Source organism: Planktosalinus lacus (assembly GCF_014640155.1).
Classification (GTDB): domain Bacteria; phylum Bacteroidota; class Bacteroidia; order Flavobacteriales; family Flavobacteriaceae; genus Planktosalinus; species Planktosalinus lacus.
Genome location: NZ_BMGK01000001.1, coordinates 23,813 through 49,762, shown reverse-complemented (window position 1 = coordinate 49,762; position 25,950 = coordinate 23,813). Strand labels below are relative to the sequence as shown.

Genomic DNA, 25,950 nt, shown 5'->3' with positions numbered 1-25,950 from the left:
AAAAATTTCACCTTGCCCAATGTGGTTTATAGCGCTAACGGCTTGTTTTGTAAACTTTAAAAGAAAATCGGGAATTTTAAATAACGAGATACCCGCCTGCGTGGGTATATGAATATGAAAATAGCAGTAATAGGAACAGGATACGTGGGCCTTGTAACAGGCACCTGCTTGGCAGAAACAGGAAATGAAGTTGTGTGTGTTGACATAGATGCAAGTAAAATTGAACGTATGAAAAACGGCGAGGTTCCCATTTATGAACCCCACCTTGATGTGCTTTTTGACCGGAATATCAAAGCCGGAAGATTGAGCTTTACCACTTCACTTGATGAAGGCTTAGCACATGGCGAAATCATTTTTTTGGCACTCCCCACTCCTGAAGACGAAGATGGATCAGCAGATTTACAATATGTGCTGGGTGTTGCTGATGAAATCGGAAAAAAAATCACTTCTTATAAAGTGATAGTAGACAAAAGCACTGTTCCTGTAGGAACTTCAGACAAGGTAAAGGCAACGATTGCTAAACACGCAAAAAGTGAATTTGACGTGGTCTCCAACCCGGAGTTTTTAAGAGAAGGTTTTGCTGTTGATGATTTTATGAAGCCCGAGCGCATTGTTGTTGGATCAAGCAGTGATCGAGCCACCGCATTGATGAAGAGACTTTATGGCCCTTTTGTGCGTTCAGGAAACCCCATTATTATCATGGATGAACGCTCTGCAGAGCTTACAAAATATGCTGCTAACTCATTTCTAGCAACAAAAATTACCTTTATGAACGAAATCGCAAATTATTGCGAACTCGTTGGTGCTGATGTGGACAAAGTGCGCATTGGGATGGGTACAGACTCCAGAATAGGAAAGCGTTTTCTTTTTCCGGGAATTGGATATGGAGGCTCTTGCTTTCCTAAAGATGTAAAAGCCCTCCATAAGTCCGGAAAAGACGAAAACCACGAGTTTAAAATTTTAAGCGCAGTAATTGATATCAATAAAAATCAAAAAACTGTACTAATTCCAAAAATTGAAAGTTATTTTAATAACCAACTCACAGGAAAAAAAATAGCCCTTTGGGGCTTGTCATTCAAGCCTGAAACAGACGATATTAGAGAAGCACCGGCTCTCGATATTATAGATGCTCTTCTTAAAAAAGGCGCCTCTGTTATAGCTTTTGACCCCGAAGCAATGACAAATGTAGAGAGAAAACTAGGCAACCAAATTGAATATGCTGCATCTATGTATAAAGCTGTCGAAAATGCTGATGCTCTTGTAATTTGTACAGAATGGAGCATTTTTAGAACCCCCGATTTTGAAAAGATTAAAGAGCACCTTACAAATAAGGTGATTTTTGATGGTAGGAATTTATATGAAGTAAATGAAATGAAAGAAATGGGGTTTAATTATTTTTCAATCGGTCGATAATGAAAAAACGGATTTTAATTACTGGTGCCGCAGGATTTTTAGGGTCTCATTTATGCGATAGATTTATAAAAGAAGGTTTTTTTGTTATTGGTATGGATAACCTAATTACCGGAGACTTAAAAAACATTGAACACCTTTTCAAACATCCAAATTTCGAATTTCATCACCATGATGTCACTACTTTTGTTTATGTCCCGGGAAGCTTAGACTATATTCTCCATTTTGCTTCACCTGCGAGTCCCATTGATTATTTAAAAATTCCAATTCAAACACTTAAAGTAGGTTCTTTAGGCACGCACAATTTATTGGGTCTGGCAAAGGAGAAAAATGCAAGAATACTCATAGCATCTACCTCAGAAGTCTATGGAGACCCTGAAGTGCATCCACAATCTGAAGATTATTATGGCAATGTAAACACCATTGGACCAAGAGGTGTATATGACGAAGCAAAACGATTTCAGGAATCTATTACAATGGCATACCATCGTTTTCATGGTCTTGAAACCAGAATAGCCCGGATATTTAATACCTATGGTCCCCGAATGCGATTGAATGACGGAAGAGTGATTCCGGCATTTATTGGGCAAGCTTTGCGGGGAGAGGATTTAACTGTTTTTGGTGACGGTAAACAAACGCGTTCTTTTTGCTTTGTAGACGATCAAGTAGAAGGATTATTCAGGCTTTTGATGAGTGATTATTCAGATCCTGTAAACATTGGAAACCCTGATGAAATCACCATTCTTGATTTTGCTGAAGAAATCATCAACCTCACAGGAATCAATAAAAAAATTATTTTTAAACCCCTTCCACAAGACGACCCACTTCAAAGACAGCCCGATATTAGCAGGGCAAGAGAAATTTTAGGCTGGGAACCCAAAGTTTATAGAAAAGAGGGAATGAAAATAACCTACAATTATTTTAAAGGACTCACAAAAGAAGAGCTTGAAAAAAGCGAACACAAAGATTTTTCAAAACACATCAGAAAATAAATGCTATTTAAAAGAGGAAGATATTCAGGGCTTTTAAGACCCATTTCATATACCATTGACCTTGTTGTGATTCAGGTGATGGCTTACCTTCTTTTTTTTAATAAAGAAATTAATCTCAACTATATAGTATTTATATCAGCGGTTTGGGTTTTTATGTCACTAAAATCTAATTTTTATGAAATATACCGTTATACACAGTTGGTGAAAATCCTTTCTCTTATTGGAAAACAAATGGTGTTGTTTATTTTGGTAGTATTTGCCTTTTTTGGGTTTTACAATGAAATGAGCATTCACCCCAATACTGTGATTAAATACATAGTCTATTCTTTTCTGTTCATAACACTTTTTAAGCTTACCATCTATTACCTTCTCAAAAAATACAGAACCTTATTAGGAGGAAACTATAGAAACACCATAATTATCGGAAAAAACAAAAAAACCGAACAGTTAGAAAAGTTTTTTAAAGATAATCCGGAATATGGCTACCAACATCAAATAACTTTTGACCTTAGAGGTGATAATAAAGTTGAAATTGAAGATTGTTTTGAGTATATCCAAAAAAATCAGGTAGATGAAATTTATTCTTCAGTAGCAGAACTTACCAACAAAGAAATTTTAATGCTAATTGATTTTGCAGATAACAATCTTAAAATCCTAAAATTTCTACCTGATAATAAAGAAATTTATACCAAAAAGCTGGAGTTTGATTATTATGGTTATTTGCCGATACTCTCTTTAAGAAAAATACCTATTCAGGAACCTTTTAATCTTTTTATCAAGCGCGTTTTTGATATTATCATTTCTGTGCTGGTAATAGTGGGTCTTTTATCCTGGTTAACACCCATTTTGGCAATTTTAATTAAACTTGACTCTAAAGGCCCCGTTTTCTTTAAACAAAAGCGAAACGGTCTCGACTATGAAGAGTTTTTCTGTTTCAAATTCCGCTCTATGAAACCCAACCCGGTAGCTGATTTATATCAGGTAACAAAGGGTGATCAAAGAATTACCCGTATGGGCAGATTTTTAAGAAAAACCAGTATTGATGAATTGCCTCAATTCATCAACGTATTAAAAGGCGATATGTCAGTAGTGGGTCCCAGACCGCATATGGTAAGTCACACCCACATGTATGCAGAACGCATCGACAAATTTATGGTACGGCACTTTATTAAACCGGGTATCACAGGGCTGGCTCAGGTGAGTGGCTATCGCGGCGAAGTGGAGACAGACGATGATATTATCAACCGCGTGCGTCTCGATATATTCTATCTCGAAAACTGGTCATTACTCCTCGACCTTAAAATAGTCTTTCAAACAATCTATAATGCCCTGAAAGGGGAAGAAAAAGCATATTAAACAGCTTGAATTTGCTTTAAAAGCTGTTCAAACTGTGTGTTAAAATCAAAGTGATTTTTTGCAGTTTCTTTTATCTGATTTGACATCGGTAACTTTTTATTTCCGTGCTTTATATCCTGAATTAATTGCTCTAACTCAGTTTTAAAATTGTTTTTAATAACAAAGCCAAGTTCAAGTTGTTCGACCAATAATGCCCCTTCACCCTCTGAAAAATATACTATAGGAATACCCAAACGACTCAATTCAAATATTTTTGAAGGTACAGAGCCGTAAATCCTGTTAACAAGAGGAATCAACGCCAGATCATAGCTCAATAACTTTTTGTCAAGTTCACCTTTTTCCAAAACGCCGTAATAATTGATTTTTGGGTTTGAAAGTGCTATTTGAGCCACATTTTTAGCTTCAGGGCCATCACCGTAAATGGAGATTGAAACGCCATCAGGAATGTTTAAACCTTTAATTAAATTTGAAATTCCTTGTGCCACTCCCAGCAAGCCGGCATAGACTATTTTTAGTTCATTTGAGGGCGGTTTGGTGTTTGATGTATAGTTTGATTTGTCTTGTGGAAAATTTCGATACAGAAAGAAATCTTTAGGCGAAAAGTCTTTTTCAATATGAGTTAAAATTTCTTCAGATTGTCCCAATATTAAATCGGTTTTTTTGTAGCAGTATTTTTCTATGCTTTCCAATATGTTGTAATAAAACCCCCTTTTTAATACACCCATTTCAAGTCCTGCCAGGGGCCATAAGTCTGAAACATTAAGCACTATTTTTTTTCGCTTTAAGCGCGAAATAAAAACACCGGTAAAACCTATAAAAAGTGGAGACATTTGAACAAAAACCACAGGGGAAAGTTTTTTAAACAACACAAACCAAAACAAGCTGAAGCAGAAACTCAGCATAGAGAAAAGCCGTATAAACTTTGAAGAGGAGTTGCTGGGCATATGCCACAAACGATAAATTGTTAAAGACTCTTTCCTTTCCTTGTCAAACAACTTACCTCGATAGCTTATAAAAACTTTTCCAAGCGGATAACTGGGTAAAGGGCAAATGACGGTCACAACATAACCGTTGTCAAGAAACGCATCAACCATTGCAGAAATACGGTTTGAGGCCGCACCGCTCTCCGGCGGGAAATAATTGGTGATGATGGTTATTTGCTTACTCATTGACCAAAGTTGTAAATTGCTTTAACTTGCCCCTGCGGCTCCTGTCAAGTGTTTCCACCCGATTAAGTGTAAGATTTAAGCCTGTTCCAAGATATTTTTCAAGAGCGTTTTTAATGTCTTCTTTTTCTTTTTTTCTTAATGGAATTCTGGAAGTGTATGTAATTTCAAAAGCATCAGTTTTGGTTTGTACTACAACAAATTCAGTTACATTGCTGTTGTCTTCAATAATGCTTTTAGTAACGTAATAAAATGTAAGTCCAGGCACTTTTTTTCCGTTGGGAAGTAGCGCTACATCATTGGTTCTGCCGGTGAGTGATTTTAGAATGGGTTTTTTAAGTGTTCCATTGGGATTAAAACTTCCCCAATCACCGATATCATATCTGATAAATGGATGAGCCTTGTTGTATAGCGATGTAATGACAATCCTGCCTACTTTACCTTTAGGAACCGGCCGGTTGTTTTCATCCAGAATTTCAACAAACAAGGTTTCGGAATTAACGATAAAATCATCATTCGTATCAGTATAAGCAATCAAATCAAGCTCTGAAGCCCCATATTCGTTGACGATTGGGACTCCCAGCCAGGCTTCGAGCAGTTTTTTATCACTTTCAAACAGCATCTCAGAAGTGACCATACATACTTTCAATGTTGGGCAGACGTCTTTAAGAATCACATTTTTATGCTGAAGGAATTTTGCAAAAAGTACAATTGAACTGGTATATCCGTTGATATAATCAAAAGGCATTTTGATAAACTTTTGAAAAAACTGTTCCAACTTTTCTTCAGAAAGGTCAAAAATGGGAAACCGGTATCTGTTGCTTAAAGAATCTTTCAAACGTTCTTTTTGATACCCCACAAAATCCAAAGGGATGCCATAAAATCGTGCCTGAAATGATTTTTTTAAATTAATACCATGCCACGAAAACCGATTTTGAATCATTGCCCAGGTAAGTGCATGTGTAAACTTGTCTTTAGCAAAAGTAAAAGGATGTCCTCCAGATCCTGATGTTTTATTAATATATACTTTCTTTTTTGAAACCCCATTTGAAAGTCGCTTTTCCAGGGGTTGTTGCAGGTCGGACTTTGTCAATACAGGAATTGAGTTCCAATCTTTGGGGTTAATTCCTCGGACCAAATCGGTATAAAAGGCATTGTTGTTGAGGTGAAAATGGACAATGTCTTGTTTTCTTTTTTCTAAACTATTGGCAAATGCATCATCAGAAAGGGATTGAATTTCATTTAAATGACGCGTTGCTTCCTCAATGGGAAAACCTTTGAAACGCAATGTAAAATCAAATAAATTCAACACTAAAAAATTAGTAGGACAAGTTACAAACAATTATTTTTGAAGTCACAATTCACACTTTAAAAAATACTACCATGAACATCCTGATTTTAGGTTCCGGAGGAAGAGAACACGCTTTTGCGCATCAAGCCGCTAAAAGCTCGCAATGCAGTAAACTATATGTAGCACCGGGAAATGCCGGCACCTCTCAGATTGCCGAGAATGTAAATATGGATGTAAATGATTTTGAAGTCATTAAAACCTTTGTTCTAAAAAATAAAGTGGGAATGGTCATCGTTGGACCGGAAGATCCGCTTGTTAATGGTATTGTTGATTTTTTTGCTTCAGACACTGACTTAAAAGATGTTATGATTATAGGCCCTTCAGAGAAAGGAGCAAAGCTGGAAGGCAGTAAAGAGTTTGCCAAGGAGTTTATGGAAGAATTTAAAATCCCTACTGCTTCTTATAAAAGTTTTACGAAAGAAACCCTGATCAAAGGGCTTCAATATATTGAAAACAATGTTGCCCCCTATGTTTTAAAGGCCGACGGTCTCGCTGCAGGGAAAGGTGTGGTCATCCTTGAAACTGCCGATGAGGCCAAAGCCGAATTACAGCGCATGTTGGTTGATGAGAAATTTGGTGCAGCAAGTAAAACAGTCGTGATTGAACAGTTTTTAAAAGGAATTGAGCTTTCTGTTTTTGTATTGACTGATGGGAAAAACTACAAGATATTACCTACAGCCAAAGATTACAAGCGCATCGGTGAAGGTGACACCGGTCTTAACACTGGCGGGATGGGAGCCATTTCACCGGTTCCATTTGCTGATGAAGTATTGATGGAAAAAATTGAGGAAAGAATCGTAAAACCCACCATCGCAGGTATCCAAAAGAGAAACATGAACTACAAAGGTTTTGTTTTTATCGGTTTGATTAAAGTGGGTGACGAGCCTTATGTAATAGAATACAACGTGCGCATGGGTGACCCCGAAACGGAAGTAGTCCTACCTCGCATAAAAACTGATTTAGTTTCGCTGCTGGAGTCAACCTTTAAACAGAGCCTTAACAAACACACCATCGACATTGACTCAAGAGCTACTACAACAGTCATGCTCGTTTCGGGCGGGTATCCTGAAGCATATGAAAAAGGGAAAGAAATTACCGGGATTGAAGAGGTTGAAAACGCAATTATTTTTCACGCCGGGACAACAGAAAAGAATGGAAAAGTTGTTACAAACGGAGGGCGTGTCCTTGCAATAACCTCGCTGGACACTACCTGGCAAAAGGCACTAAAAAAATCCTATCAAAACGCTGAGTTAATCAACTTTGACAGGAAATATTTTAGAAGAGATATTGGCTTTGACCTATCCTAAGTAGGAATGCGAAGTAGATGTTTTATCTTCTGTATCTTCGTCATTATATTTCTTAAGCTGTATTAACCAATAGATTAAGGCCACAAAACCAATCAACATAAACAACCAGTTTAAACCATTGGATAAAAACCAATTACTTAATTCCATTTCGCGAATTCCATCTAAGGGTTGCAACAAAATTGTTTCTGTTACAGATTCGATGCCTTCAAAAAAACCTTTCCAACTCATAAGTTCTTATATTTACAGTACAAAAGTATAAAATAAAGTAATGCTAACAAGCTTTTTTGGAAAATCAAAGCCGGTAAATTATGTATTAGTTGCTGCTTTTATGGCCCTTTTTTTTCTGGGGCACTATTTTAAAAGCACTGAAACAATTGAAAGCTTCTCTGAAATTGCCTTTCAAGTAGGTATGCTTTTGATTTTTTTGTTGACAATGCTACTGGTTGATTTTATTTCCAGGAAAAATAAATTAACATATAACAACACATATTTAATTGTTGTTTTTGGAATTTTTATTACCACAATACCTGCTTCATTTTTAAATGCCAAAGTGCTTGTGGCACACTTTTTCATATTGCTGGCATTAAGACGTATGATTAGCTTGAGATCGCAAAAAGACGTTCAAAAGAAACTCTTTGATGCTGCTTTGTGGATTTCATTGGCTTCCTGTTTTTACTTTTGGTCCTTTCTTTTTGTGATTTTCTTGTTTGGTTCCATTGTGGCTCTTGTTGGAAGAAATTTTAAAAATTATGTCATTCCTTTTGTGGGAATGGCCACTGTGATTATTTTAAGTAATGTCTATACACTTTTGGTTCAAAACACATTTTACTCACCATTAGACTGGATTGAGATTCCCGGATTTGACTTTACCAGTTACAATCAGTTTTCCTTATTGCTTCCGGCATCTGTATTTTTTACAGTGATGCTTTGGTTGTCAGGGCATTTTCTCTTTAAACGAAAAGTTAAAAACAAAAAACAAAAAACCAAAAATTTTCAATTATATAGTTTGACTTTAATTGCTCTGGCAATTGTAATTTTTACTCCACATAAAAACGGCTCTGAACTGGCGTTTTCAGCAATGCCATTTGCCGTATTGACAACCAATTATCTGGAAACGAAAGAAGAAAAAGGATTTAAGGAGCTTCTGTTATGGTTGTTGGTGCTGTTGCCTTTTCTGATTTTATTTATTCAATGAATGAGCGGCTTAAAAATATTGAAAAAGAATTAAAAAACCGATGGGATTACCCCTATAAATGGTTTAGAAAACAGAATGATATATGGGACAACCACACTAAGTTTATCTATGAAATTTTAAATTGGAAAGAATTAATACAAGCCATAGCCGCGTTGGTTAAAAACCAAAATCTCGACAAAAAGGAGGCCTTCTATTACGCAGTTAATCGTTGGTATAATTTCTGGAGTGCAATGGCAGTTGAAGAAATATTTTGTTCGCTTCCCAATGTGATTCCTGCAAAAAATAACAAGGACAGGCTGGTTGATTTTTCAATCAAAAACGTTGCCTTTGATCTTAAAACGTCCGTTTTTCCTAAAGGTTTTGGAGAAAGTTTAGCTTTCGCGAAAGCAAATCAAAAACAATTATTAACCTGGCTATACAACAATCAAAGTTCTCAACAAAGGCATCATTTTGCCAATCGATTGTTTATAATTGTATATTCAGAAAATGGAGCTCATTGGAAACTAAAGGCAGAAATCTCGTTTTTACATCAGGTGATTTCCAATTATGTTACTACTTTTGAATCCGGTCAACTCACATCACTGAAATTTTCAGACAACAAGACAACACTATCAGATATAATCTGGGTAACACGATGAATTATATAGGCTCCAAACACAAACTCAATCCCTGGATTTTAGAAACTATATCCAAAATAATTAGAAGCCCACTTAAAGAATCTATCTTTTGCGACCTTTTTGCCGGAACGGGTGCCGTTGGCAGAAAGTTTAAACCACTGGTTAAAAATGTGATCGCAAATGATATCGAATTCTACAGCTATATTTTGCTCCAAAACTACATTGGAAACCACAACCCTTTAGATTTTGAAAAGCCCGTCAAAGAGTTAAATGCGCTATCAGGCAACAAAGGCTTTATTTTTGAAAATTACTCAGAAGGCGGAAGTGAAGGAAGGCTTTATTTTTCAAAAGAAAATGGTCAAAAAATTGACGCCATCCGGCAACAAATAGAAAATTGGAAAAAAAACAAAGAAATAAACCAGGAACTCTATTTTTTTCTTTTAGCATCACTCATTGAAAGTGCAGATAAAGTAGCTAACACAGCTTCGGTTTATGGTGCTTTTTTAAAAAAAATAAAAAAATCAGCCGCAAAGCCATTGATACTGGAGCCTGCTCATTTTGAAACCACTAACACAACACATCGGGTATTTCAGGAGGAAGCCAATTTGCTAATAAAAAAAATCAGCGGAGATATTTTATACCTTGACCCCCCCTATAACGCCCGTCAATATGGTGCTAATTATCACCTGTTGAATACCATCGCAAAATATGATACCTTTGTACCACAAGGAAAAACCGGTTTGCGTAACTATGAAAAGAGCACTTATTGTAAAAAACGTGAAGTTTCAAAATCTTTTGAAGAACTAATAAAAAACGCAGAATTTCAATATGTGTTTTTAAGTTACAATAATGAAGGGCTGATGACAAAAAATGAAGTGCAGTCAATTATGGAACGCTATGGAAGGTATGGTTTGGAAACAACAAAATACCAGCGTTTTAAAGCAGATAAAACTGAAAACAGAAACCATAAAGCAGATGCCACCGTTGAGTATTTGCATATTTTAGAAAAACAATAAACTATGTTTACACAAAAAGCAAACAAGATATTTCAAGACGTAATCAAAAAGTACCACATTGTTAACACCGTTGACCAGCCTTTTGAAAATCCATTTGACAGAAACGCGCAACTTATTGAACATTTACTATACAGAAAATGTTGGATAGACACTGTGCAATGGCACTATGAAGATATTATTCGTGATCTTCAAATTGATCCTGTGGCAGCCTTAAAGCTAAAGCGTCAAATTGATGCATCCAATCAAGACCGCACTGATACCGTTGAGTATATTGACAGCTATTTTCTGGAAAAATTCAAAGATGTAGAGGTAAAGAAAAATGCAAAAATCAATACCGAAAGCCCGGCTTGGGGAATTGACAGGCTATCAATTCTAGCATTAAAAATCTATCATATGGACGAAGAAGCCAACAGAGCAGATGCCAGCCCTGAATATAGACTGAAATGCAAAGAGAAATTAGATACTTTACTCGAACAACGCATCGATTTATCTAAAGCCATCGATCAATTATTGGAAGACATTGCCAATGGAGATAAGTATATGAAAGTTTACAAGCAAATGAAGATGTATAATGACGAGGAGATGAACCCTGTGTTAAGGAAAAAATAGCAGATTAACTAGGTTAAAAGGCTTAGAGAAAAAAATCAAAAACTTAGGGTTTGAACCCAAAACCAACACATATTCTTGTTGTTAGACTGTCTGCTTTAGGAGATGTGGCCATGAGCATTCCGGTATTAAGAGTACTTTGTACAACTTACCCCGGCTTACAAATAACAATGCTTTCAAAACCTTTTCACAAACCATTATTTGAAGAACTGCCCAATGTTCATTTTTTTCCTGCTGATGTTAGTGGAAAGCATAAAGGCATCAAGGGACTTTTAAAACTTGCTCGACAGCTAAAAAAAAATAAGGTTGATGCTGTAGCTGACATTCATGATGTATTGCGGTCCAATGTGATGAACGCATTTTTTAAACTCAATGGAATTCAGGTAGCAAGAATTAACAAAGGCAGAGCGGAAAAAAAAGCGTTGACAAGGGCTAGAAATAAAATCTTTCAACCTTTAAAGACAACTGTTGAGCGTTATGCCGAAGTGTTTGAAAAATTGGGCTTCCCAATAGATATGGATCAGCATACCTTTCCTGTTCGAAAGGAAATTCCGCCCATAATGATTCCACTTTTTGACAAAACATATAAAAAACACATTGGCATCGCCCCTTTTGCAGCACATCAAGGGAAAATGTATCCGTTGGATTTAATGAAAGAAGTTATAGCGCAGCTCGATAGTGAAAAAAACATCCAAATTTTTCTTTTTGGTGGCGGGAAAAAAGAAGTAGAATTGCTAAAATCGATAGGACAAAAACATTCTTCAGTTACAAATTTAGCAGGCGAGCTGTCCTTTGACCAGGAATTGGCGATGATTTCAAATCTGGATGCCATGCTGGCAATGGATAGTGGTAATGCACATTTGGCTGCGATTTATGACGTGCCTACCATCACAATTTGGGGAATGACACATCCTTATGCAGGGTTTTACCCCTTCAATCAACCTGCAGAAAACGCATTGTTGGCAAATAGAGAAGCGTTTCCGTTGATTCCAACTTCTGTTTATGGGAATAAATTGCCTAAAGGATATGAAAATGCGTTAAAAAGTATTACGCCGGACCAGGTTATTATAAAACTTAAAGAAATTTTGGAAGTATAAATTAACTTAATGCTTAGATTACACATCATCATAATCCACCTTCAATACCGAAGTAGTGGGTTGTGCCTGGCACGTCAAGACCAAACCTTCTGCAATTTCATCGTCTGTGAGAATTTGGTTTTTGCGCATTGTCGCGGCACCTTCAGTGATTCGGGCGATGCAGGTACTGCAAATCCCTCCCTGACAGGAATAGGGGGCGTCTAGGTTTTGCTCCAGCACCACCTCTAAAACAGTTTTGTTTTGAGGCATTATAAATTCAGTTTCTTCATCATCAAGCATGACTGATAAAGCAGTGTTTCCTTCAGATACTTCTAATGTTTGTTCAGGTACTGATGAGCTCGAAAACAATTCAAATTGTATTTTTTCTTTCGAAATACCGTTTGAAGAAAGTGTTTCCCTAAGTTCTTCAATCATAGGCTCGGGACCACAAAGAAAATAACTGTTGAACGTGTGTGCTTTGTATTTATTTTTTAGAAAATAATTGGCAATCGATCGGCTAATCCTTCCAAATTGATACCCCTCAAGCTCTTTTCGGCTAAAAACAAACTCAAGCATGAATCGCTGAGAAAATTTTTGTTGTAAATCCATCAACGACTTCATAAAAATGGTGTCTTCGGGCGATTTGTTTCCGTAAACCAAAAGAAATTTACTTTCGGGTTCTTCTTCCATAACGGTCTTGATAATGGAGATAACGGGAGTAATTCCACTACCCGCCGCAAATGCAGCATAGGTATTTTGTGAGTTTTTGTTGGGCTCTAAAATAAATTTGCCTTCCGGCGGAAGGACAGAAAGCATGTCACCCTCACGCAATTCACGATTTGCAAATTTTGAAAAGCGGCCGTTTTTCACTTCTTTTACCACTACCGAAAGTGTTTCTTCAAAAGGTGCTGAACAAAGAGAATATGCTCTCCTTATTTTTGCTCCTTGAATTTCGGTTTCTAAAGTTAAATATTGACCGGCATTGTATTTAAACTCTGACTGTAAGTTTTCAGGTACTAAAAAGTGCAATGAAACGGCATCCTTGGTTTCCCTGATTATTTTATGTACTTTAAGTGGATGAAGTTTTGACATTCTTTTTTTTTACAAAAATACAATCTTGTTTGAAAATGAAAACCTTTAAATTGAATTAAAAACTAAATGTAAATTCTCAAATGCATATACTTTACAAAATCAGTCAATTGTAATTACCTGAATTTGATTGCATATGAAAAGGCTAAGAATAGTACAAAAGTCAAAATTTAAGCCTAGTTTTCTGATTTTTTCAAAAAGAAACGTATTTTTACAACTTGCAAACATTTCATATACTAAAATCTTAGATTTTTAGTTAGTTATCATAAATAAATTCGATTTAATTTGAGAGGCATATATAAATTTTCAGCAATACTTTTAGTGTTTTTTTTGGTGGCTTCTTCTTGCTCCCGTAAAAAAAGCACATTTATGACCAGAAACTTCAGAGCCGTTAATGCAGAGTTTAATGCAATTTACAATGGTAATCTTGCGCTTGAGCAAGGTAAACAAGCCTTGGTTCAAAATGTTAAAGATGACTATTTTGAAGTCTTACCGGTAGAACGCATTCAACTTTCTGAAGAAATTCAATTACCTGGAGAAAACAGAAATACAGACTTTGAGCGCGCCGAAGAAAAAGCTGTAATCGCCATTCAAAAGCATTCGATTTATTTTAATGGGAAAGAACACAATCCTCAAATTGATGAAGCCTATATGCTTTTAGGAAAAGCCCGATATTATGAATCCAGATTTATCCCCGCAATTGAAGCTTTCAATTTTGTTCTTCACAGATACCCAACCAGTAACAGCGTAAACAAGGCAAAAATTTGGAGAGAAAAAACCAATATCCGACTCAAGAATGAAGATGTTGCGCTAAAAAACCTTAAAGAGCTTTTTGAAAATGCAGAACTAGAGGATGAAGATTTTGCAGATGCCTCTGCAATGATTGGTCAGGCATATATTAATATGGAACACCCTGACAGCGCACTGGTGCATATAAAAAATGCTGCAAAGTCCACAAAAGATAACGAAACTAAAGGGAGGCTACTTTTTATTAAAGGTCAGCTTTACAATATTTTAAACCAAAAAGACAGCGCAAACATTGCTTTTAATGAAGTAATTGAATTAAACAGAAAATCACCCAGAATCTACTTTATTCATTCTAAAATTCAAAAAATCAAAAATTTTGATTACGAAAAGGGTGATAAATTAGCACAAAAAGAACAATTTGAAGATTTAATAGAGGATCGAGAAAACCGTCCATACCTTGATGTTATTCACCACCAAAAAGGTGAGTTTTATTTAAATATTGGCGAAACTGATGAAGCAATCACAGCCTACAACAAATCGATTAAGGAATTTAGGCAAAATCAAAAACTGCAAGCTCTTAACTATTCTTCTTTGGGTGATATCTATTTTGACAATTCTGAATATAAAACTGCCGGTAGCTATTATGATAGTACCCTTCAAAGATTGGTTGAAAACACAAGAGAACATCGTTTAATCAAGAAGAAAAGAGATAACCTGGAAGATGTTATCAGATATGAAGATATTGTCACGAGAAATGATAGTATTATTTCAATAATAAAGATGGATGAATCTGAGCGATTGGCATATTTTACCGAATATACAAACAACCTTAAAAACAAAGCCATTTCAGACTCTATTGCAATGGTGAAAGAGAAAGAAACGTTTAGAAGCAACGAATTTTTTAAAGGTAACCAACGAGGCGAAGATGGTGAAAAATCTTCTGGAAACTTCTACTTTTACAATTCAACTGCCGTTGCGTCAGGAAAATTACAATTTAGACGCCAATGGGGAGATAGAGAGCTGGAAGACGATTGGAGAAGATCAAATAAAAGGACATCACAAAGTGATATCCAGTCTGATGCTTTGATTGCTAAGGGCAAACCAATCTCAGAAAATGAGGCATTCAACGCAGAGAGTTACTTGGCAGAAATTCCTTCAGATCAAAAGGTTATTGACAGTATAGTAGGTGAGAGAAACATGGCATATTATCAATTAGGGTTAATCTATAAAGAAAAATTTAAGGAGTATAATCTGGCCATAGACCGTTTAGAAACCCTGCTGACATTTCAGCTGGAAGAAAGATTGGTTGTGCCTTCAAAATATCATCTTTATAAAGCCTATGAATTACTCGGTAATTCTTCAAAAGTGCAACAGTACAAAAACGATATCGTAACAAACCATCCTGATTCAAGGTATGCCGAAATTATCAGCAACCCCGAAGCAGTTCTAGCTGAAGACGAGTCTAGCCCTGAGTTTAAATACAATCAACTTTACCGTCTTTTTGAAGAGCAACAGTATACCGAGGTTATTGAACAGTCTGATAAATATATCACGCAATATATTGGTGATGCAATTGTTCCAAAATTCGAAATGTTGAAAGCCACAGCTATAGGAAAACAAGACGGACTTGAAGCATATAAAAAGGCTATTAATTTTATTTCTCTCAATTATCCAAACACAGAAGAAGGTAAAAAAGCAAATAACATTTATAACGCTCAAATTCCTAAACTCGAAAACTTTGACTTTAAAGCCAATAATGATACCGACAGGTGGAAATTAATTTATGAATTTAACTCAAATACCTCAGAAGACGCAATAGCTTTCCGTGAAAAACTTGATGAGGCAATTAAAGAACTTAATTTTGATTATCTTGACACATCAATAGATTATTACAACACTTCCAAAAAATTTGTAGTGGTCCATGGGCTATATAGTCAGGAGGGAGCAAAAGGTTTTGCCGAAACGTTAAAAGAGAATAAGAAATTTAAAATTTCCAATCCATACATTGAAATTTCATCACCCAATTATGCGGTTGTTCAAGTGCATAAAAACTTAGATTTGTATAACGATAAAATCAATTGATATGTTTACTGACAAAAAACCCAAGGCTCCAGCCATTGTAGGTAATCAACAAAATAGAATAACAGAAGGCACTACCATTACCGGAGACTTAATCTCAAAGTCTGGAATGCGAATTGATGGCAATGTAAAGGGCAATGTCAAAACACCCTCAAAAGTTGTGTTGGGTGAAAAAGGTGTCATAAAAGGAACATTGGAATGTGAAAATGCTGATTTAGAAGGAAGCTTTTCTGGAAATATGACCATCTCAGGAACACTCACTTTAAGAGCTACAGCCCGTGTTGACGGAGATGTTGTTGCAGGAAAACTGGCTATAGAACCGGGAGCAGCATTTAACGCAACATGTGTTATGAAGGGTTCAGTAAAACAAATGGTTGAGAAAGAAACAAAAACCGAAGAAGATTTAAAATCGCAAAATCACCTTTTTGAAAAACAAGAAAGAAACTCAAAACCAAAAACAGAGCAAAGCGTATAGTAGTTATGCGGTTTATTCAGCTATTGCATTTCAAATGATTGCAATCATTGCCGGAGGCACCTATCTTGGAACACTTTTAGACGATTATTTCAATACAAGTAAACCTATTCTAACAGCAGGAATTTCTCTATTTTCTGTTTTAATTGCTATTTTTGTCGCCATAAGACAATTTCTTTCCAACTCCAAAAAAGACGAATAATGAATGCCAGGTTTATAAAAAGAGAAACCAATTTTCTCTTATTATTGTTAACTTTTACCTTATTAGTATTTGCTGTTCATTGGTATATTTTATTTCATTTTTTTTCAGGAGTAGACCTCATACTACCCTTATATACCATTTATGGGTTTCATTTTATTACAGTATTAATCGTATACTCTATTGTGAACTTTAAGTTTTCGTCAGGCAAAAAAGAAATTTTTCCATTGTTTATGGGGGCTACCCTTTTTAAAATGATTCTTTGCATAGTTTTTTTGCTTCCAGTACTTTTAAATCCTAATGAAAATGCAACCTTGGAAGTGTTTAATTTTTTCATTCCTTATTTTCTTTATTTGGCTTTTGAAATCGTCAATATCACCCTTTTACTAAAAGAAGAATAAACCTTAATTTTAATGTTTGACAATTCATTTAGTATTACTACATTTGCACCGATTTTAAGGAACGCATTATTATCTTATTGAAAGCAATGAAATTAAGCGCAGTTAGAACTCTGTTTTTAGGTATTTTTTTAGTTATGTCTTTTGCTTCCGTCGCACAAGATGAAGATTCTATGATAGAGGAAACTCTCCTAGAGGAAAAGACTGAAGATAAAAAGTTTGACCCCAAAGAAATGATCATGCATCACGTCAAGGATGCTTATGGCTTTCACATCATTGATATTGGAGAAAATAAATACTCTATCCCGCTACCTGTAATCCTTTGGACAGACAATGGTTTGACAACGTTTTTGTCCTCAGAATTTCACCACGATTACGACGGAAAGGTTGTCGTTGAAAAAAACGGTGGCAAATTTGTCAACTACCACGAAAAAGTATATCAACTGGATGCAGGCGCTGAAACACTTCAGTTAGGAGAAGACGGCTATCCTGTAAACGCGGCAAAACCCCTCGATATTTCTGTTACCAAAAACGTCTTTATGATGTGGGTTTCAGTTTTGGTATTGTTTCTCATCTTTATAGGAGCCGCCAGAAAATACAAAAAATCTGAAAATTTCATACCAAAAGGTATCGCCAGTTTTGTAGAGCCTTTGGTGTTGTTTATAAGAGATGACATTGCCATTCCTATGATTGGGGAAAAGAAATACAAAAGGTTTATGCCTTACTTGTTGACTATTTTCTTTTTCATATGGTTAAATAATATTTTTGGATTGATTCCCATCGTTAACGGTGCAAACCTTTCCGGAAACATTGCTTTTACAATGACTCTGGCAGTATTCACTTTTATCATCACAACATTTAGCGGAAACAAAAGCTACTGGAAACACATTTTCTGGATGCCTGGTGTTCCGGTACCAATGAAAATTTTCTTAATGCCCATTGAGATAGTAGGGATGTTTACCAAACCTATCTCGCTTATGATACGTCTTTTTGCAAACATTACGGCAGGACACATTATAATATTGGCATTGATGTCACTTGTTTTTATTTTCCAGACAGTAGCAATTGCTCCTGTTTCAGTGGCATTTTCACTCTTTATAATATTAATTGAAATTGTGGTAACCGCAATTCAGGCTTATATATTTACCATCTTGTCAGCCCTTTATTTTGGAATGGCAACAGAAGAACATGAACATCATTAATTAATTTAAATTTTATACTATGACTATTACAGGAATCGCAGCTATTGGAGCTGGTTTAGCAGCTATTGGAGCTGGAATGGGTATCGGACGTATTGGTGGGTCGGCTATGGAAGCTATGGCTCGTCAACCTGAAATCCAAGGTAAGATTCAAACATCTGCACTTATTCTTGCAGCTTTCGTTGAGGCGGTTGCATTATTTGGTGTTGTTGTTGCCTTGTTACAAGGTTAAAAATCAAAAAGCACAGAAGTAACGGTTGGTTGCTTCTGTGTTTTTAAAAAATTTAAATGATTAAAAAAAATTAGAAATGGATTTAGTAACTCCCGGATTTGGACTTGTATTTTGGACGGCAATCACTTTCCTTATACTCCTTTTTATTTTAAAGAAATTTGCCTGGAAACCTATTCTAGGTGCTGTTAGCTCTCGTGAAGAATCTATTAAAGACGCTCTTGCTGCTGCAGAAGCTGCCCGTCGCGAAATGGAAAACCTTCAGGCAGACAATGAAAGAATTCTACAAGAAGCCCGTGCTGAACGTGAAGCTATGTTGAAAGAAGCGCGCGACATGAAAAATAAAATGATCGCAGACGCAAAAGAGGATGCTAAACTTACTGCAGACAAAATGATTGCACAGGCTCAGGAAGCAATCCAGAGTGAGAAAAAAGCTGCAATCGCCGAACTGAAAGGTCAGGTAGCATCACTTTCTCTGGAAATCGCAGAAAAAGTTGTAAAACAAGAATTGTCTAACAAGGGCCAGCAAGAAAAACTTGTTGAGGATATGTTAGGAAAAGCAACCTTAAACTAAGCAATTCATGAGCAGAGCAGCCATAAGATATGCAAAAGCAGTTTTAGACCTTTCATCACAGAACGGAACCTCTAAAGAGACCTTTACTGAAATGAAAGACGTTTTAAACACCCTTCAAGGCAGCAAAGAATTGGAATTGATGTTGAAAAGCCCTTTAATAAAACAAGAAGACAAACGTGCTGTTTTAAAAGAAGTGTTCAGCAATTATTCTGAAACCGTTTTGAGTTTGATGGATATATTGATTGACAACAAGCGCGGAGGTATTTTGGAAAAGGTTGCCGAAAATTATATTTCCCTTTACAACACAAGTATCAATGCGGTTGAAGCTATAGTGACCACTGCAATTGACCTTGATGATGCTTTAGAGCAAAAAGTTTTAAACAAAGTAAAGGAGCTTACCGGGGCAACTGAAGTTACTTTAATCAATAAAGTAGACCCGGCAATTATTGGAGGATTTGTTTTGCGTGTAGGCGACACACAATATGATGCGAGTATTGCAAACAATTTTGAAGAATTAAGAAAAGAATTTAAATCAAGCATATAATTATAAAAAGCCGTCTTAGACGACTTTAACTTTATATTTTAATACAATGGCAGAAGTAAAACCGGCTGAAGTATCAGCAATTTTAAAGAAACAACTTTCAGGATTTGAAGCATCAGCTTCCCTTGATGAAGTAGGAACTGTTTTAACCGTGGGTGATGGTATTGCCCGCGTGTATGGACTTTCAAATGTACAATACGGCGAACTTGTAGAGTTTGGTGGCGGTTTGGAAGGAATTGTACTTAACCTTGAGGAAGACAACGTTGGGGTGGTACTTTTAGGACCTTCAAAACAAATTAAAGAAGGTTCTATCGTAAAACGTACACAACGCATCGCTTCTATCAAGGTGGGAGAAGGAATCACTGGACGTGTTGTGGATACACTTGGTATTCCAATTGACGGAAAAGGTCCTATTGTTGGTGAAACATATGAATTGCCTCTTGAGCGCAAAGCTCCCGGTGTAATTTACAGAGAGCCTGTAACAGAGCCGCTTCAAACCGGTATCAAAGCGATTGACGCGATGATTCCTGTGGGAAGAGGACAGCGTGAATTGGTAATTGGTGACCGTCAAACCGGTAAAACAACCGTTTGTATCGATACCATTATCAACCAGAAAGAATTTTATGATGCCGGCGAACCGGTTTATTGTATCTATGTAGCCATTGGTCAAAAAGCATCAACCGTTGCTAACATCGCCAAAGTTCTTGAAGACAAAGGCGCTATGGCATACACCACTATTGTTGCTGCAAATGCGAGTGACCCTGCCCCGATGCAGGTGTATGCTCCTTTTGCCGGTGCTGCAATTGGTGAATATTTCAGAGATACAGGTCGTCCCGCATTGATCATCTATGATGATTTATCAAAACAAGCAGTTGCATACCGTGAGGTATCCCTTCTTTTAAGAAGACCTCCGGGACGTGAAGCATATCCCGGTGACGTTTTCTACTTACACTCAAGATTGTTAGAGCGTTCGGCTAAAATCATCAATGATGATAGTATTGCTGCAAACATGAACGACCTTCCGGAAGTTTTAAAAGACAAAGTAAAAGGTGGTGGTTCTTTAACGGCATTGCCTATTATTGAAACACAAGCAGGTGACGTTTCTGCATATATCCCTACCAACGTAATTTCGATTACAGATGGTCAGATCTTCCTGGAATCAGATTTATTTAACGCGGGTGTTCGTCCGGCTATTAACGTGGGTATTTCAGTATCGCGTGTGGGTGGTAACGCTCAGATTAAATCGATGAAGAAAGTAGCAGGAACATTAAAACTTGACCAGGCACAATATCGTGAATTGGAAGCTTTTGCAAAGTTTGGTTCTGACCTGGATGCTGCGACGATGAACGTTATCGAAAAAGGAAAGCGCAACGTTGAGATCTTAAAGCAAGCAGAGGGAAGTCCTTTTACAGTAGAAGATCAGGTAGCTATCATTTATGCAGGTTCTAAAAACCTTCTGAGAAATGTGCCGGTTGATAAAGTAAAAGAATTTGAAATCCAATACCTTGAATTCCTGAACTCAAAACACAGAAACATACTTGATGATATCAAAGCAGGTAAATTAACCGATGAGGTGATGGATACACTTGCAAATGTTGCAAAAGAGCTTTCAGCGAAATACAATTAGATTTGAGACATGAGTATTGAGAAATGCTGTTTCTCAATACTCACTCCTCAATACTTGATACTCTATTAAAATGGCAAACTTAAAAGAAATACGCAACAGGATTACATCAGTATCTTCAACGATGCAGATTACCAGTGCCATGAAAATGGTATCTGCTGCAAAACTGAAGAAAGCGCAAGACGCCATTACCGCCATGCGTCCTTATGCTGATAAACTAACGCAATTATTACAAAGCCTTAGTGCCACAATGGAAGGTGACAGCGCAAGTAAATATGCAGATCAACGCGAAGTAAAAAGTGTTTTGGTCGTTGCCATTACTTCAAACAGAGGACTTGCCGGTGCGTTTAACTCAAATATTGTTAAGGAAGCAAAAACAATTGCTGCCGGTTTTCAAGGTAAAAAAGTAGATTTTTTCACCTTGGGTAAAAAAGGGAATGACATTTTAAAGAAAACCCATACCATCGCTGAAAATAACAACGATATTTTTGATGACCTGAACTTTGAAAACGTTTCTACGATTGCAGAAAAACTAATGGAGCTGTTCACTACTGGAAAGTATGACAAAATTATTTTGGTGTACAACCAGTTTAAAAACGCAGCGACACAAATTGTTGCCAAAGAGCAATTCCTTCCTATTGTTCCTATGGAATCGACAGAAGAAGTGCCTTCAATGAAAAATCAGGATTATATTTTTGAGCCATCAAAAGAAGAAATTGTTGAACAATTGATCCCAAAAAGCTTAAAAACACAATTGTTTACCGGCATCAGGGATTCTGTAGCCAGCGAGCACGGTGCACGTATGACCGCGATGCATAAAGCAACAGACAACGCAACCGAGCTTAGGGACGCACTTAAATTGTCCTACAACAAAGCGCGACAAGCTGCAATTACCAATGAAATTCTTGAAATTGTTGGTGGAGCGGAAGCGCTGAACAATTAGGCGAAGCTAAATTTTCACAACGGCGAAGCGCTGAACAATTAGGTGGAGCCAAATTTAAAAGCATATTCAACCCTCTCAGGTTTTTAAACCCTGAGAGGGTTTCTTATTTCCAAGAACTAATGGTGATTTTTCAATACCTTTATGGCATATCATTTGAGTTATGCTGACTTAAAAAGAAACCTATGCGCCCATTCACAATCATCATCATCTCAGTTTTTATTTTTTCATGCAACAGTAATAAAGTAGTACTTCAGGAAAACCCTCCCTTTGAAATTGAAGCGGCAAGCTTTCAGAAATGGTTTGGGGGCACGTCCGAAGCCGGTAAAGGAATTCATTTTACGCTCATATTCTCTGAAATTTCAGAAGAAGTTCTTATTAAAAAAATATACTTCCGCGGAAAAGAAGAAATTCTGAAGCAAAACCCGCAAAACCCCAATGAATACCGGGCGACCTTTGTTGACAAGCCAAAAGAAGATGTCGTTTTAGACAGCAATCCTGTTAAGGAAATGGATAACTCCAGACCGTCATTGGTTTCGGAAATCCCTTTTGAGCTAAAAGCCAATGAAGCAGTGATACAATATCAAAAAGGCACTAAAACCTTTTACCACAAAATTGAGAACATTAGCGAAAAGGATGAGGTGGCCTATCCGTCTTCAAAACCCGATGATAACTAATCCATAATATTTTGCGGAACTAAGTCGTTTTAAATACATTTATCGTTTCTAACAACCCTTGCTTTTGACGGCTTTAAAAAAACTCTTTCAACACACTTTTATTTACGGTCTGGCAACGGTATTGCCCAGAATGCTGAGTTTTCTTCTGGTACCGCTTTACACGGCTGTGCTTCCCACAAGTGAATATGGTGAAATTTCCATTATTTTCTCGTGGATCATCCTCTTTAACGTCATCCTGGCGTATGGAATGGAAACAGCTTTTTTTAGGTTTTTTACCAAAGAAGACGATAAAAAAACGGTTGTTTCAACAGCAACCATTTCACTCATCTTTACTTCGCTGCTGTTTTTGTTAGCGGCATTTACTTTCAGAAATGGACTTTCAACTATTTCAGGCATTCCGGTTGAGTATATCACCTTTACGATTTTTGTGCTCACGCTCGATGCTCTCGTGATTATTCCATTTGCGTGGTTGCGCGCCAATGAACAACCTGTGCGTTATGCGATTATTAAAATTTTTAATGTTGCGGTAAATCTTGGCTTAAATGTGTTTTTCCTCGTCGCGCTACCCCGTTTGGCATCTGACTCTTTTTGGGGAAAATTGTATATAGAAGACTATCAAATTTCCTACATTTTTCTTTCCATGGTGGTGGCAAGTGCAATCACTTTTTTATTGTTGCTTCCGTTTTACTTTAAGACCATTTATAAATTCAGCAAACCACTTTGGAAGGAAATGATGCGGTATGCAGTTCCTGTTTTAATTGCGGGGATTGCATTTGCCGTAAATGAGGCTTTCGACAGAATTCTTTTAGGATGGTTACTACCCGCCGATATCGCCGATGAAGCTGTAGGGGCTTATGCCGCTTGCTACAAACTTGCAATCTTTATGACCCTTTTCGCGACAGCGTTCCGGTTGGGAATCGAACCCTTTTTCTTTAGCCAGGCAAAAGAAAAAAACGCTCCTGAAACCTACGCGCTGATAACCCGCTATTTTATAGCCTTTGGGTCGGTTATTTTGATTACCGTGGTTGTATTTGCAGATGTACTGAAAATCATCCTCATTCGCGACAGCGATTACTGGGTGGCGATGCAAATTGTACCTCTGATTCTACTGGCCAATTTTTGTCTGGGAATTTATCACAACCTGTCTGTATGGTATAAAGTTACAGACCGCACAAAATTTGGGGCTTATATTTCAATTGTGGGCGCGATTATTACACTTGCGGTAAACTTTATCCTCATTCCCTCGATGAGTTTTATGGGCTCGGCCATAGCGACTGTGGCGGCTTATGGAACCATGATGTTGCTTTCGTTTTATTATGGTCAAAAATATTTCCCCATTCCCTATGCGATTAAAAAAATAAGTTTGTATTTCTTCGGTTCTATCCTTGTATCAGGAATTTGTTTCTATATTTTCAGAAATACTTATGAGTTCACCATTCCGTTATGGATTGCTTTTTTAACTTTGGTACTCGTTCAGGAAAAACAAGCTGTAAAACTTTTATTACGAATAAAATGAACATAAAAATCATCAATAAATCAAATCACCCCCTTCCACATTATGAAACCATCGCGTCAGCGGGAATGGATTTGCGGGCTTTTATTGAAGAGGCCATCACATTGCAACCATTGGAACGCGCCATAGTAAAAACAGGGCTCTTTATAGAGCTTCCCTTGGGCACAGAGGCACAAGTAAGGCCGCGCAGTGGCTTGGCAGCAAAAAAAGGAATAACTGTCCTAAACGCTCCCGGAACGATCGATGCAGATTATCGCGGCGAGATTGGAGTGATACTGGTCAATCTTTCAAACGAAGCATTCACTATTGAAAACGGCGAGCGTATCGCCCAACTCGTCATTGCAAACCATGAACGTGCCGAGTGGACTGAAGTGGAAACACTATCTGAAACATCAAGAGGCGAAGGCGGATTTGGAAGCACCGGGACAAAATAATTTCCGCGAAGGCGGAAATCTTAGTATATAGAAACTAAATTTTTAAATTGTAAAACTTATTAAAAACTGAAGTATAACTATAAAAATGATACCCGCCTAAGCGGGCATTAAATATGAAAATAATAGTACCCATGGCAGGCCGTGGAAGCCGCTTGCGCCCTCATACACTCACTGTTCCAAAACCTTTAATCCCGGTAGCGGGAAAGCCCATTGTACATCGTTTGGTCAAAGACATTGCCAAAGTGCTGAACCAAAAAATTGATGAAGTTGCCTTTATCATTGCTGAAGATTTTGGAAAGGAAGTGGAAGAAAACCTATTGGATATTGCAAAAACGATGGGCGCCAAAGGCACTATTTATTATCAGGACAAACCCCTGGGCACCGGTCATGCAATTATGCGCGCAAAAAATTCCTTGAGCGGCCCCTGTGTAATTGCTTATGCTGACACGCTTTTTAGGGCAGATTTCCAGTTAGATGAAAATGCTGACAGCGTCATTTGGGTCAAGGAAGTGCAAGACCCTTCACAGTATGGTGTGGTGAGTTTAAACGAAAACAATCATATCACCGGCTTGGTTGAAAAACCAAAAGAATTTGTTTCCAAATTTGCTGTAATTGGGATTTATTATTTCAAAGAAGCTTCGGTTTTAAAAGACGAGCTGCAAAAAGTGCTGGATGCCAATTTAACCCACGGTGGTGAATATCAAATAAATGATGGTATCAAAGCCATGATGGAGCAGGGAAAAGTTTTCGTTCCCGGAAAAATTGATGAATGGATGGATTGCGGCAACAAAAATGTCACTGTTGAAACCAATACCCGCATGCTCAATCACCTTTCAAAAGAAGGAATGCCGTTAATCTCGAGTAAAATTAAAGAAGATAACGCGACCATTATTGAGCCGTGTTATATTGGTGAAAATGTAACGTTAAAAAACACTACGATTGGCCCAAATGTTTCTTTGGGCGATGGTTGTGTGGTTGAAAACAGCACCATCAAAAACAGTTTGATACAAACAAACGCGACCATTAAAAATGCACATCTGGACAATGCAATGATAGGAAATCACGTTATCTTTGATGGAAACTTCACTTCGGTGAGTTTGGGCGATTATTCTGTGATGGAATGATACATTACTATTAAAAAGA

27 protein-coding genes are annotated in these 25,950 nt (G+C 37.0%); 22 read left to right on the top strand and 5 right to left on the bottom strand.

All coding sequences use genetic code 11. The features are described 5' to 3' along the window. Positions 1 to 114: 114 nt before the first annotated feature. The 3 genes from IEV69_RS00235 to IEV69_RS00225 are packed head-to-tail and all read left to right on the top strand — an operon-like array spanning position 115 to position 3,758. Positions 115 to 1,413 carry a UDP-glucose dehydrogenase family protein gene (locus IEV69_RS00235; protein WP_188438304.1) on the top strand — a complete coding sequence of 433 codons (1,299 nt, stop codon included), beginning with the start codon at positions 115 to 117 and terminating at the stop codon, positions 1,411 to 1,413. After that, positions 1,413 to 2,402: a UDP-glucuronic acid decarboxylase family protein gene (locus IEV69_RS00230; RefSeq protein ID WP_188438303.1), complete on the top strand. Its 990-nt coding sequence runs from the start codon at positions 1,413 to 1,415 to the stop codon at positions 2,400 to 2,402. The genes IEV69_RS00235 and IEV69_RS00230 overlap by 1 nt, the downstream gene beginning before the upstream one ends. Further along, a complete protein-coding gene (locus tag IEV69_RS00225; RefSeq protein ID WP_188438302.1) occupies positions 2,403 to 3,758 on the top strand; it encodes an undecaprenyl-phosphate glucose phosphotransferase in 1,356 nt (451 codons plus the stop codon). Here the strand turns inward: IEV69_RS00225 and IEV69_RS00220 are convergent. Both IEV69_RS00220 and IEV69_RS00215 read right to left on the bottom strand, forming a co-directional pair. Then, entirely contained in the window at positions 3,755 to 4,927 is a 1,173-nt protein-coding gene (locus IEV69_RS00220) for a glycosyltransferase family 4 protein (RefSeq protein ID WP_188438301.1), read from the bottom strand. The genes IEV69_RS00225 and IEV69_RS00220 overlap by 4 nt on opposite strands. Next, positions 4,920 to 6,236, bottom strand: a complete 1,317-nt coding sequence (locus IEV69_RS00215; RefSeq protein ID WP_188438300.1) for a phenylacetate--CoA ligase family protein — start codon at positions 6,234 to 6,236, stop codon at positions 4,920 to 4,922. Before IEV69_RS00215 ends, IEV69_RS00220 begins: the two co-directional genes overlap by 8 nt. 71 nt (positions 6,237 to 6,307) lie before the next feature. Between IEV69_RS00215 and purD the strand changes: the two genes are divergently transcribed. Further along, the gene (gene purD / locus IEV69_RS00210; RefSeq protein WP_188438299.1) at positions 6,308 to 7,582 is read left to right on the top strand and encodes a phosphoribosylamine--glycine ligase; all 1,275 of its coding nucleotides are present in this window, start codon (positions 6,308 to 6,310) and stop codon (positions 7,580 to 7,582) included. Here purD and IEV69_RS00205 read toward each other — a convergent pair. Continuing rightward, positions 7,574 to 7,810 (bottom strand): DUF6341 family protein, encoded by a 237-nt coding sequence (locus tag IEV69_RS00205; protein WP_188438298.1) that lies wholly within the window; start codon positions 7,808 to 7,810, stop codon positions 7,574 to 7,576. The two genes, purD and IEV69_RS00205, sit on opposite strands and share 9 nt — an antisense overlap. 40 nt (positions 7,811 to 7,850) lie before the next feature. Here IEV69_RS00205 and IEV69_RS00200 point away from each other — a divergent pair, with 40 nt between their 5' ends. Genes IEV69_RS00200 through IEV69_RS00180 form a run of 5 tightly spaced genes read left to right on the top strand, consistent with a single transcriptional unit; the run spans position 7,851 to position 12,113 of the window. Continuing rightward, the gene (locus IEV69_RS00200; protein ID WP_188438297.1) at positions 7,851 to 8,777 is read left to right on the top strand and encodes a DUF6427 family protein; all 927 of its coding nucleotides are present in this window, start codon (positions 7,851 to 7,853) and stop codon (positions 8,775 to 8,777) included. Further along, entirely contained in the window at positions 8,774 to 9,415 is a 642-nt protein-coding gene (locus IEV69_RS00195; RefSeq protein WP_188438296.1) for a hypothetical protein, read from the top strand. The genes IEV69_RS00200 and IEV69_RS00195 overlap by 4 nt, the downstream gene beginning before the upstream one ends. Then, entirely contained in the window at positions 9,412 to 10,410 is a 999-nt protein-coding gene (locus IEV69_RS00190; protein WP_188438295.1) for a DNA adenine methylase, read from the top strand. Before IEV69_RS00195 ends, IEV69_RS00190 begins: the two co-directional genes overlap by 4 nt. Positions 10,411 to 10,413: 3 nt before the next feature. Continuing rightward, positions 10,414 to 11,019 (top strand): DUF4254 domain-containing protein, encoded by a 606-nt coding sequence (locus tag IEV69_RS00185; RefSeq protein ID WP_188438294.1) that lies wholly within the window; start codon positions 10,414 to 10,416, stop codon positions 11,017 to 11,019. 50 nt (positions 11,020 to 11,069) lie between these two features. Next, a complete protein-coding gene (locus tag IEV69_RS00180; RefSeq protein ID WP_229741238.1) occupies positions 11,070 to 12,113 on the top strand; it encodes a glycosyltransferase family 9 protein in 1,044 nt (347 codons plus the stop codon). An 18-nt stretch (positions 12,114 to 12,131) separates the two neighbouring features. Here the strand turns inward: IEV69_RS00180 and IEV69_RS00175 are convergent, their stop codons facing one another. Then, on the bottom strand, positions 12,132 to 13,184 hold the full coding sequence (locus tag IEV69_RS00175) for a ferredoxin--NADP reductase (RefSeq protein ID WP_188438293.1): 1,053 nt from the start codon (positions 13,182 to 13,184) through the stop codon (positions 12,132 to 12,134). A gap of 318 nt (positions 13,185 to 13,502) precedes the next feature. On the opposite strand from IEV69_RS00175, the gene porW reads away from it, so the two are divergent. From porW to IEV69_RS00160, 3 genes are read left to right on the top strand one after another with little or no spacing between them, the layout of a single operon-like run. Further along, positions 13,503 to 16,010: a type IX secretion system periplasmic lipoprotein PorW/SprE gene (porW, locus tag IEV69_RS00170; protein ID WP_444543914.1), complete on the top strand. Its 2,508-nt coding sequence runs from the start codon at positions 13,503 to 13,505 to the stop codon at positions 16,008 to 16,010. Position 16,011: 1 nt separating this feature from the next. Then, the gene (locus tag IEV69_RS00165; RefSeq protein WP_188438291.1) at positions 16,012 to 16,482 is read left to right on the top strand and encodes a bactofilin family protein; all 471 of its coding nucleotides are present in this window, start codon (positions 16,012 to 16,014) and stop codon (positions 16,480 to 16,482) included. Continuing rightward, a complete protein-coding gene (locus IEV69_RS00160) occupies positions 16,433 to 16,681 on the top strand; it encodes an AtpZ/AtpI family protein (protein ID WP_188438290.1) in 249 nt (82 codons plus the stop codon). Before IEV69_RS00165 ends, IEV69_RS00160 begins: the two co-directional genes overlap by 50 nt. Positions 16,682 to 16,829: 148 nt before the next feature. Here the strand turns inward: IEV69_RS00160 and IEV69_RS00155 are convergent, their stop codons facing one another. After that, complete coding sequence (locus IEV69_RS00155) at positions 16,830 to 17,015, bottom strand: hypothetical protein (RefSeq protein WP_188438289.1); 186 nt, start codon at positions 17,013 to 17,015, stop codon at positions 16,830 to 16,832. Positions 17,016 to 17,165: 150 nt separating this feature from the next. Between IEV69_RS00155 and atpB the strand changes: the two genes are divergently transcribed. The 10 genes from atpB to IEV69_RS00105 all read left to right on the top strand — a co-directional run bounded on the left by atpB (position 17,166) and on the right by IEV69_RS00105 (position 25,931). After that, positions 17,166 to 18,278: a F0F1 ATP synthase subunit A gene (gene atpB / locus IEV69_RS00150; protein ID WP_188438288.1), complete on the top strand. Its 1,113-nt coding sequence runs from the start codon at positions 17,166 to 17,168 to the stop codon at positions 18,276 to 18,278. A 19-nt stretch (positions 18,279 to 18,297) separates the two neighbouring features. Continuing rightward, positions 18,298 to 18,507, top strand: a complete 210-nt coding sequence (atpE, locus tag IEV69_RS00145; protein ID WP_125086948.1) for an ATP synthase F0 subunit C — start codon at positions 18,298 to 18,300, stop codon at positions 18,505 to 18,507. 76 nt (positions 18,508 to 18,583) lie between these two features. After that, positions 18,584 to 19,078: a F0F1 ATP synthase subunit B gene (locus IEV69_RS00140; protein ID WP_188438287.1), complete on the top strand. Its 495-nt coding sequence runs from the start codon at positions 18,584 to 18,586 to the stop codon at positions 19,076 to 19,078. 7 nt (positions 19,079 to 19,085) lie between these two features. Next, on the top strand, positions 19,086 to 19,622 hold the full coding sequence (atpH, locus tag IEV69_RS00135) for an ATP synthase F1 subunit delta (RefSeq protein ID WP_188438286.1): 537 nt from the start codon (positions 19,086 to 19,088) through the stop codon (positions 19,620 to 19,622). 46 nt (positions 19,623 to 19,668) lie between these two features. Beyond that, on the top strand, positions 19,669 to 21,246 hold the full coding sequence (atpA, locus tag IEV69_RS00130) for a F0F1 ATP synthase subunit alpha (protein ID WP_188438285.1): 1,578 nt from the start codon (positions 19,669 to 19,671) through the stop codon (positions 21,244 to 21,246). 70 nt (positions 21,247 to 21,316) lie between these two features. Then, complete coding sequence (atpG, locus tag IEV69_RS00125) at positions 21,317 to 22,186, top strand: ATP synthase F1 subunit gamma (protein ID WP_188438284.1); 870 nt, start codon at positions 21,317 to 21,319, stop codon at positions 22,184 to 22,186. 182 nt (positions 22,187 to 22,368) lie between these two features. Next, the gene (locus tag IEV69_RS00120) at positions 22,369 to 22,860 is read left to right on the top strand and encodes a hypothetical protein (RefSeq protein ID WP_188438283.1); all 492 of its coding nucleotides are present in this window, start codon (positions 22,369 to 22,371) and stop codon (positions 22,858 to 22,860) included. A gap of 64 nt (positions 22,861 to 22,924) precedes the next feature. Continuing rightward, on the top strand, positions 22,925 to 24,376 hold the full coding sequence (locus tag IEV69_RS00115) for an oligosaccharide flippase family protein (RefSeq protein ID WP_188438282.1): 1,452 nt from the start codon (positions 22,925 to 22,927) through the stop codon (positions 24,374 to 24,376). Then, a complete protein-coding gene (gene dut / locus IEV69_RS00110) occupies positions 24,373 to 24,807 on the top strand; it encodes a dUTP diphosphatase (protein WP_188438281.1) in 435 nt (144 codons plus the stop codon). Before IEV69_RS00115 ends, dut begins: the two co-directional genes overlap by 4 nt. Before the next feature lie 113 nt (positions 24,808 to 24,920). Beyond that, positions 24,921 to 25,931: a sugar nucleotidyltransferase gene (locus tag IEV69_RS00105; protein ID WP_188438280.1), complete on the top strand. Its 1,011-nt coding sequence runs from the start codon at positions 24,921 to 24,923 to the stop codon at positions 25,929 to 25,931. Positions 25,932 to 25,950: the final 19 nt, after the last annotated feature.

Coding starts and splice junctions, on each gene's coding strand:
- IEV69_RS00235 (WP_188438304.1), top strand. CDS start 115: ATGAAAATAGCAGTAATAGGAACAGGATACGTGGGCCTTGTAACAGGC.
- IEV69_RS00225 (WP_188438302.1), top strand. CDS start 2,403: ATGCTATTTAAAAGAGGAAGATATTCAGGGCTTTTAAGACCCATTTCA.
- IEV69_RS00175 (WP_188438293.1), bottom strand. CDS start 13,184: ATGTCAAAACTTCATCCACTTAAAGTACATAAAATAATCAGGGAAACC.
- IEV69_RS00140 (WP_188438287.1), top strand. CDS start 18,584: ATGGATTTAGTAACTCCCGGATTTGGACTTGTATTTTGGACGGCAATC.
- IEV69_RS00105 (WP_188438280.1), top strand. CDS start 24,921: ATGAAAATAATAGTACCCATGGCAGGCCGTGGAAGCCGCTTGCGCCCT.
- IEV69_RS00220 (WP_188438301.1), bottom strand. CDS start 4,927: ATGAGTAAGCAAATAACCATCATCACCAATTATTTCCCGCCGGAGAGC.
- atpG (WP_188438284.1), top strand. CDS start 21,317: ATGGCAAACTTAAAAGAAATACGCAACAGGATTACATCAGTATCTTCA.
- purD (WP_188438299.1), top strand. CDS start 6,308: ATGAACATCCTGATTTTAGGTTCCGGAGGAAGAGAACACGCTTTTGCG.
- IEV69_RS00190 (WP_188438295.1), top strand. CDS start 9,412: ATGAATTATATAGGCTCCAAACACAAACTCAATCCCTGGATTTTAGAA.
- IEV69_RS00120 (WP_188438283.1), top strand. CDS start 22,369: ATGCGCCCATTCACAATCATCATCATCTCAGTTTTTATTTTTTCATGC.
- IEV69_RS00165 (WP_188438291.1), top strand. CDS start 16,012: ATGTTTACTGACAAAAAACCCAAGGCTCCAGCCATTGTAGGTAATCAA.
- IEV69_RS00195 (WP_188438296.1), top strand. CDS start 8,774: ATGAATGAGCGGCTTAAAAATATTGAAAAAGAATTAAAAAACCGATGG.
- IEV69_RS00200 (WP_188438297.1), top strand. CDS start 7,851: ATGCTAACAAGCTTTTTTGGAAAATCAAAGCCGGTAAATTATGTATTA.
- dut (WP_188438281.1), top strand. CDS start 24,373: ATGAACATAAAAATCATCAATAAATCAAATCACCCCCTTCCACATTAT.
- atpH (WP_188438286.1), top strand. CDS start 19,086: ATGAGCAGAGCAGCCATAAGATATGCAAAAGCAGTTTTAGACCTTTCA.
- IEV69_RS00205 (WP_188438298.1), bottom strand. CDS start 7,810: ATGAGTTGGAAAGGTTTTTTTGAAGGCATCGAATCTGTAACAGAAACA.
- atpA (WP_188438285.1), top strand. CDS start 19,669: ATGGCAGAAGTAAAACCGGCTGAAGTATCAGCAATTTTAAAGAAACAA.
- IEV69_RS00185 (WP_188438294.1), top strand. CDS start 10,414: ATGTTTACACAAAAAGCAAACAAGATATTTCAAGACGTAATCAAAAAG.
- atpB (WP_188438288.1), top strand. CDS start 17,166: ATGAAATTAAGCGCAGTTAGAACTCTGTTTTTAGGTATTTTTTTAGTT.
- IEV69_RS00230 (WP_188438303.1), top strand. CDS start 1,413: ATGAAAAAACGGATTTTAATTACTGGTGCCGCAGGATTTTTAGGGTCT.
- atpE (WP_125086948.1), top strand. CDS start 18,298: ATGACTATTACAGGAATCGCAGCTATTGGAGCTGGTTTAGCAGCTATT.
- IEV69_RS00155 (WP_188438289.1), bottom strand. CDS start 17,015: ATGAAAAAATTAAACACTTCCAAGGTTGCATTTTCATTAGGATTTAAA.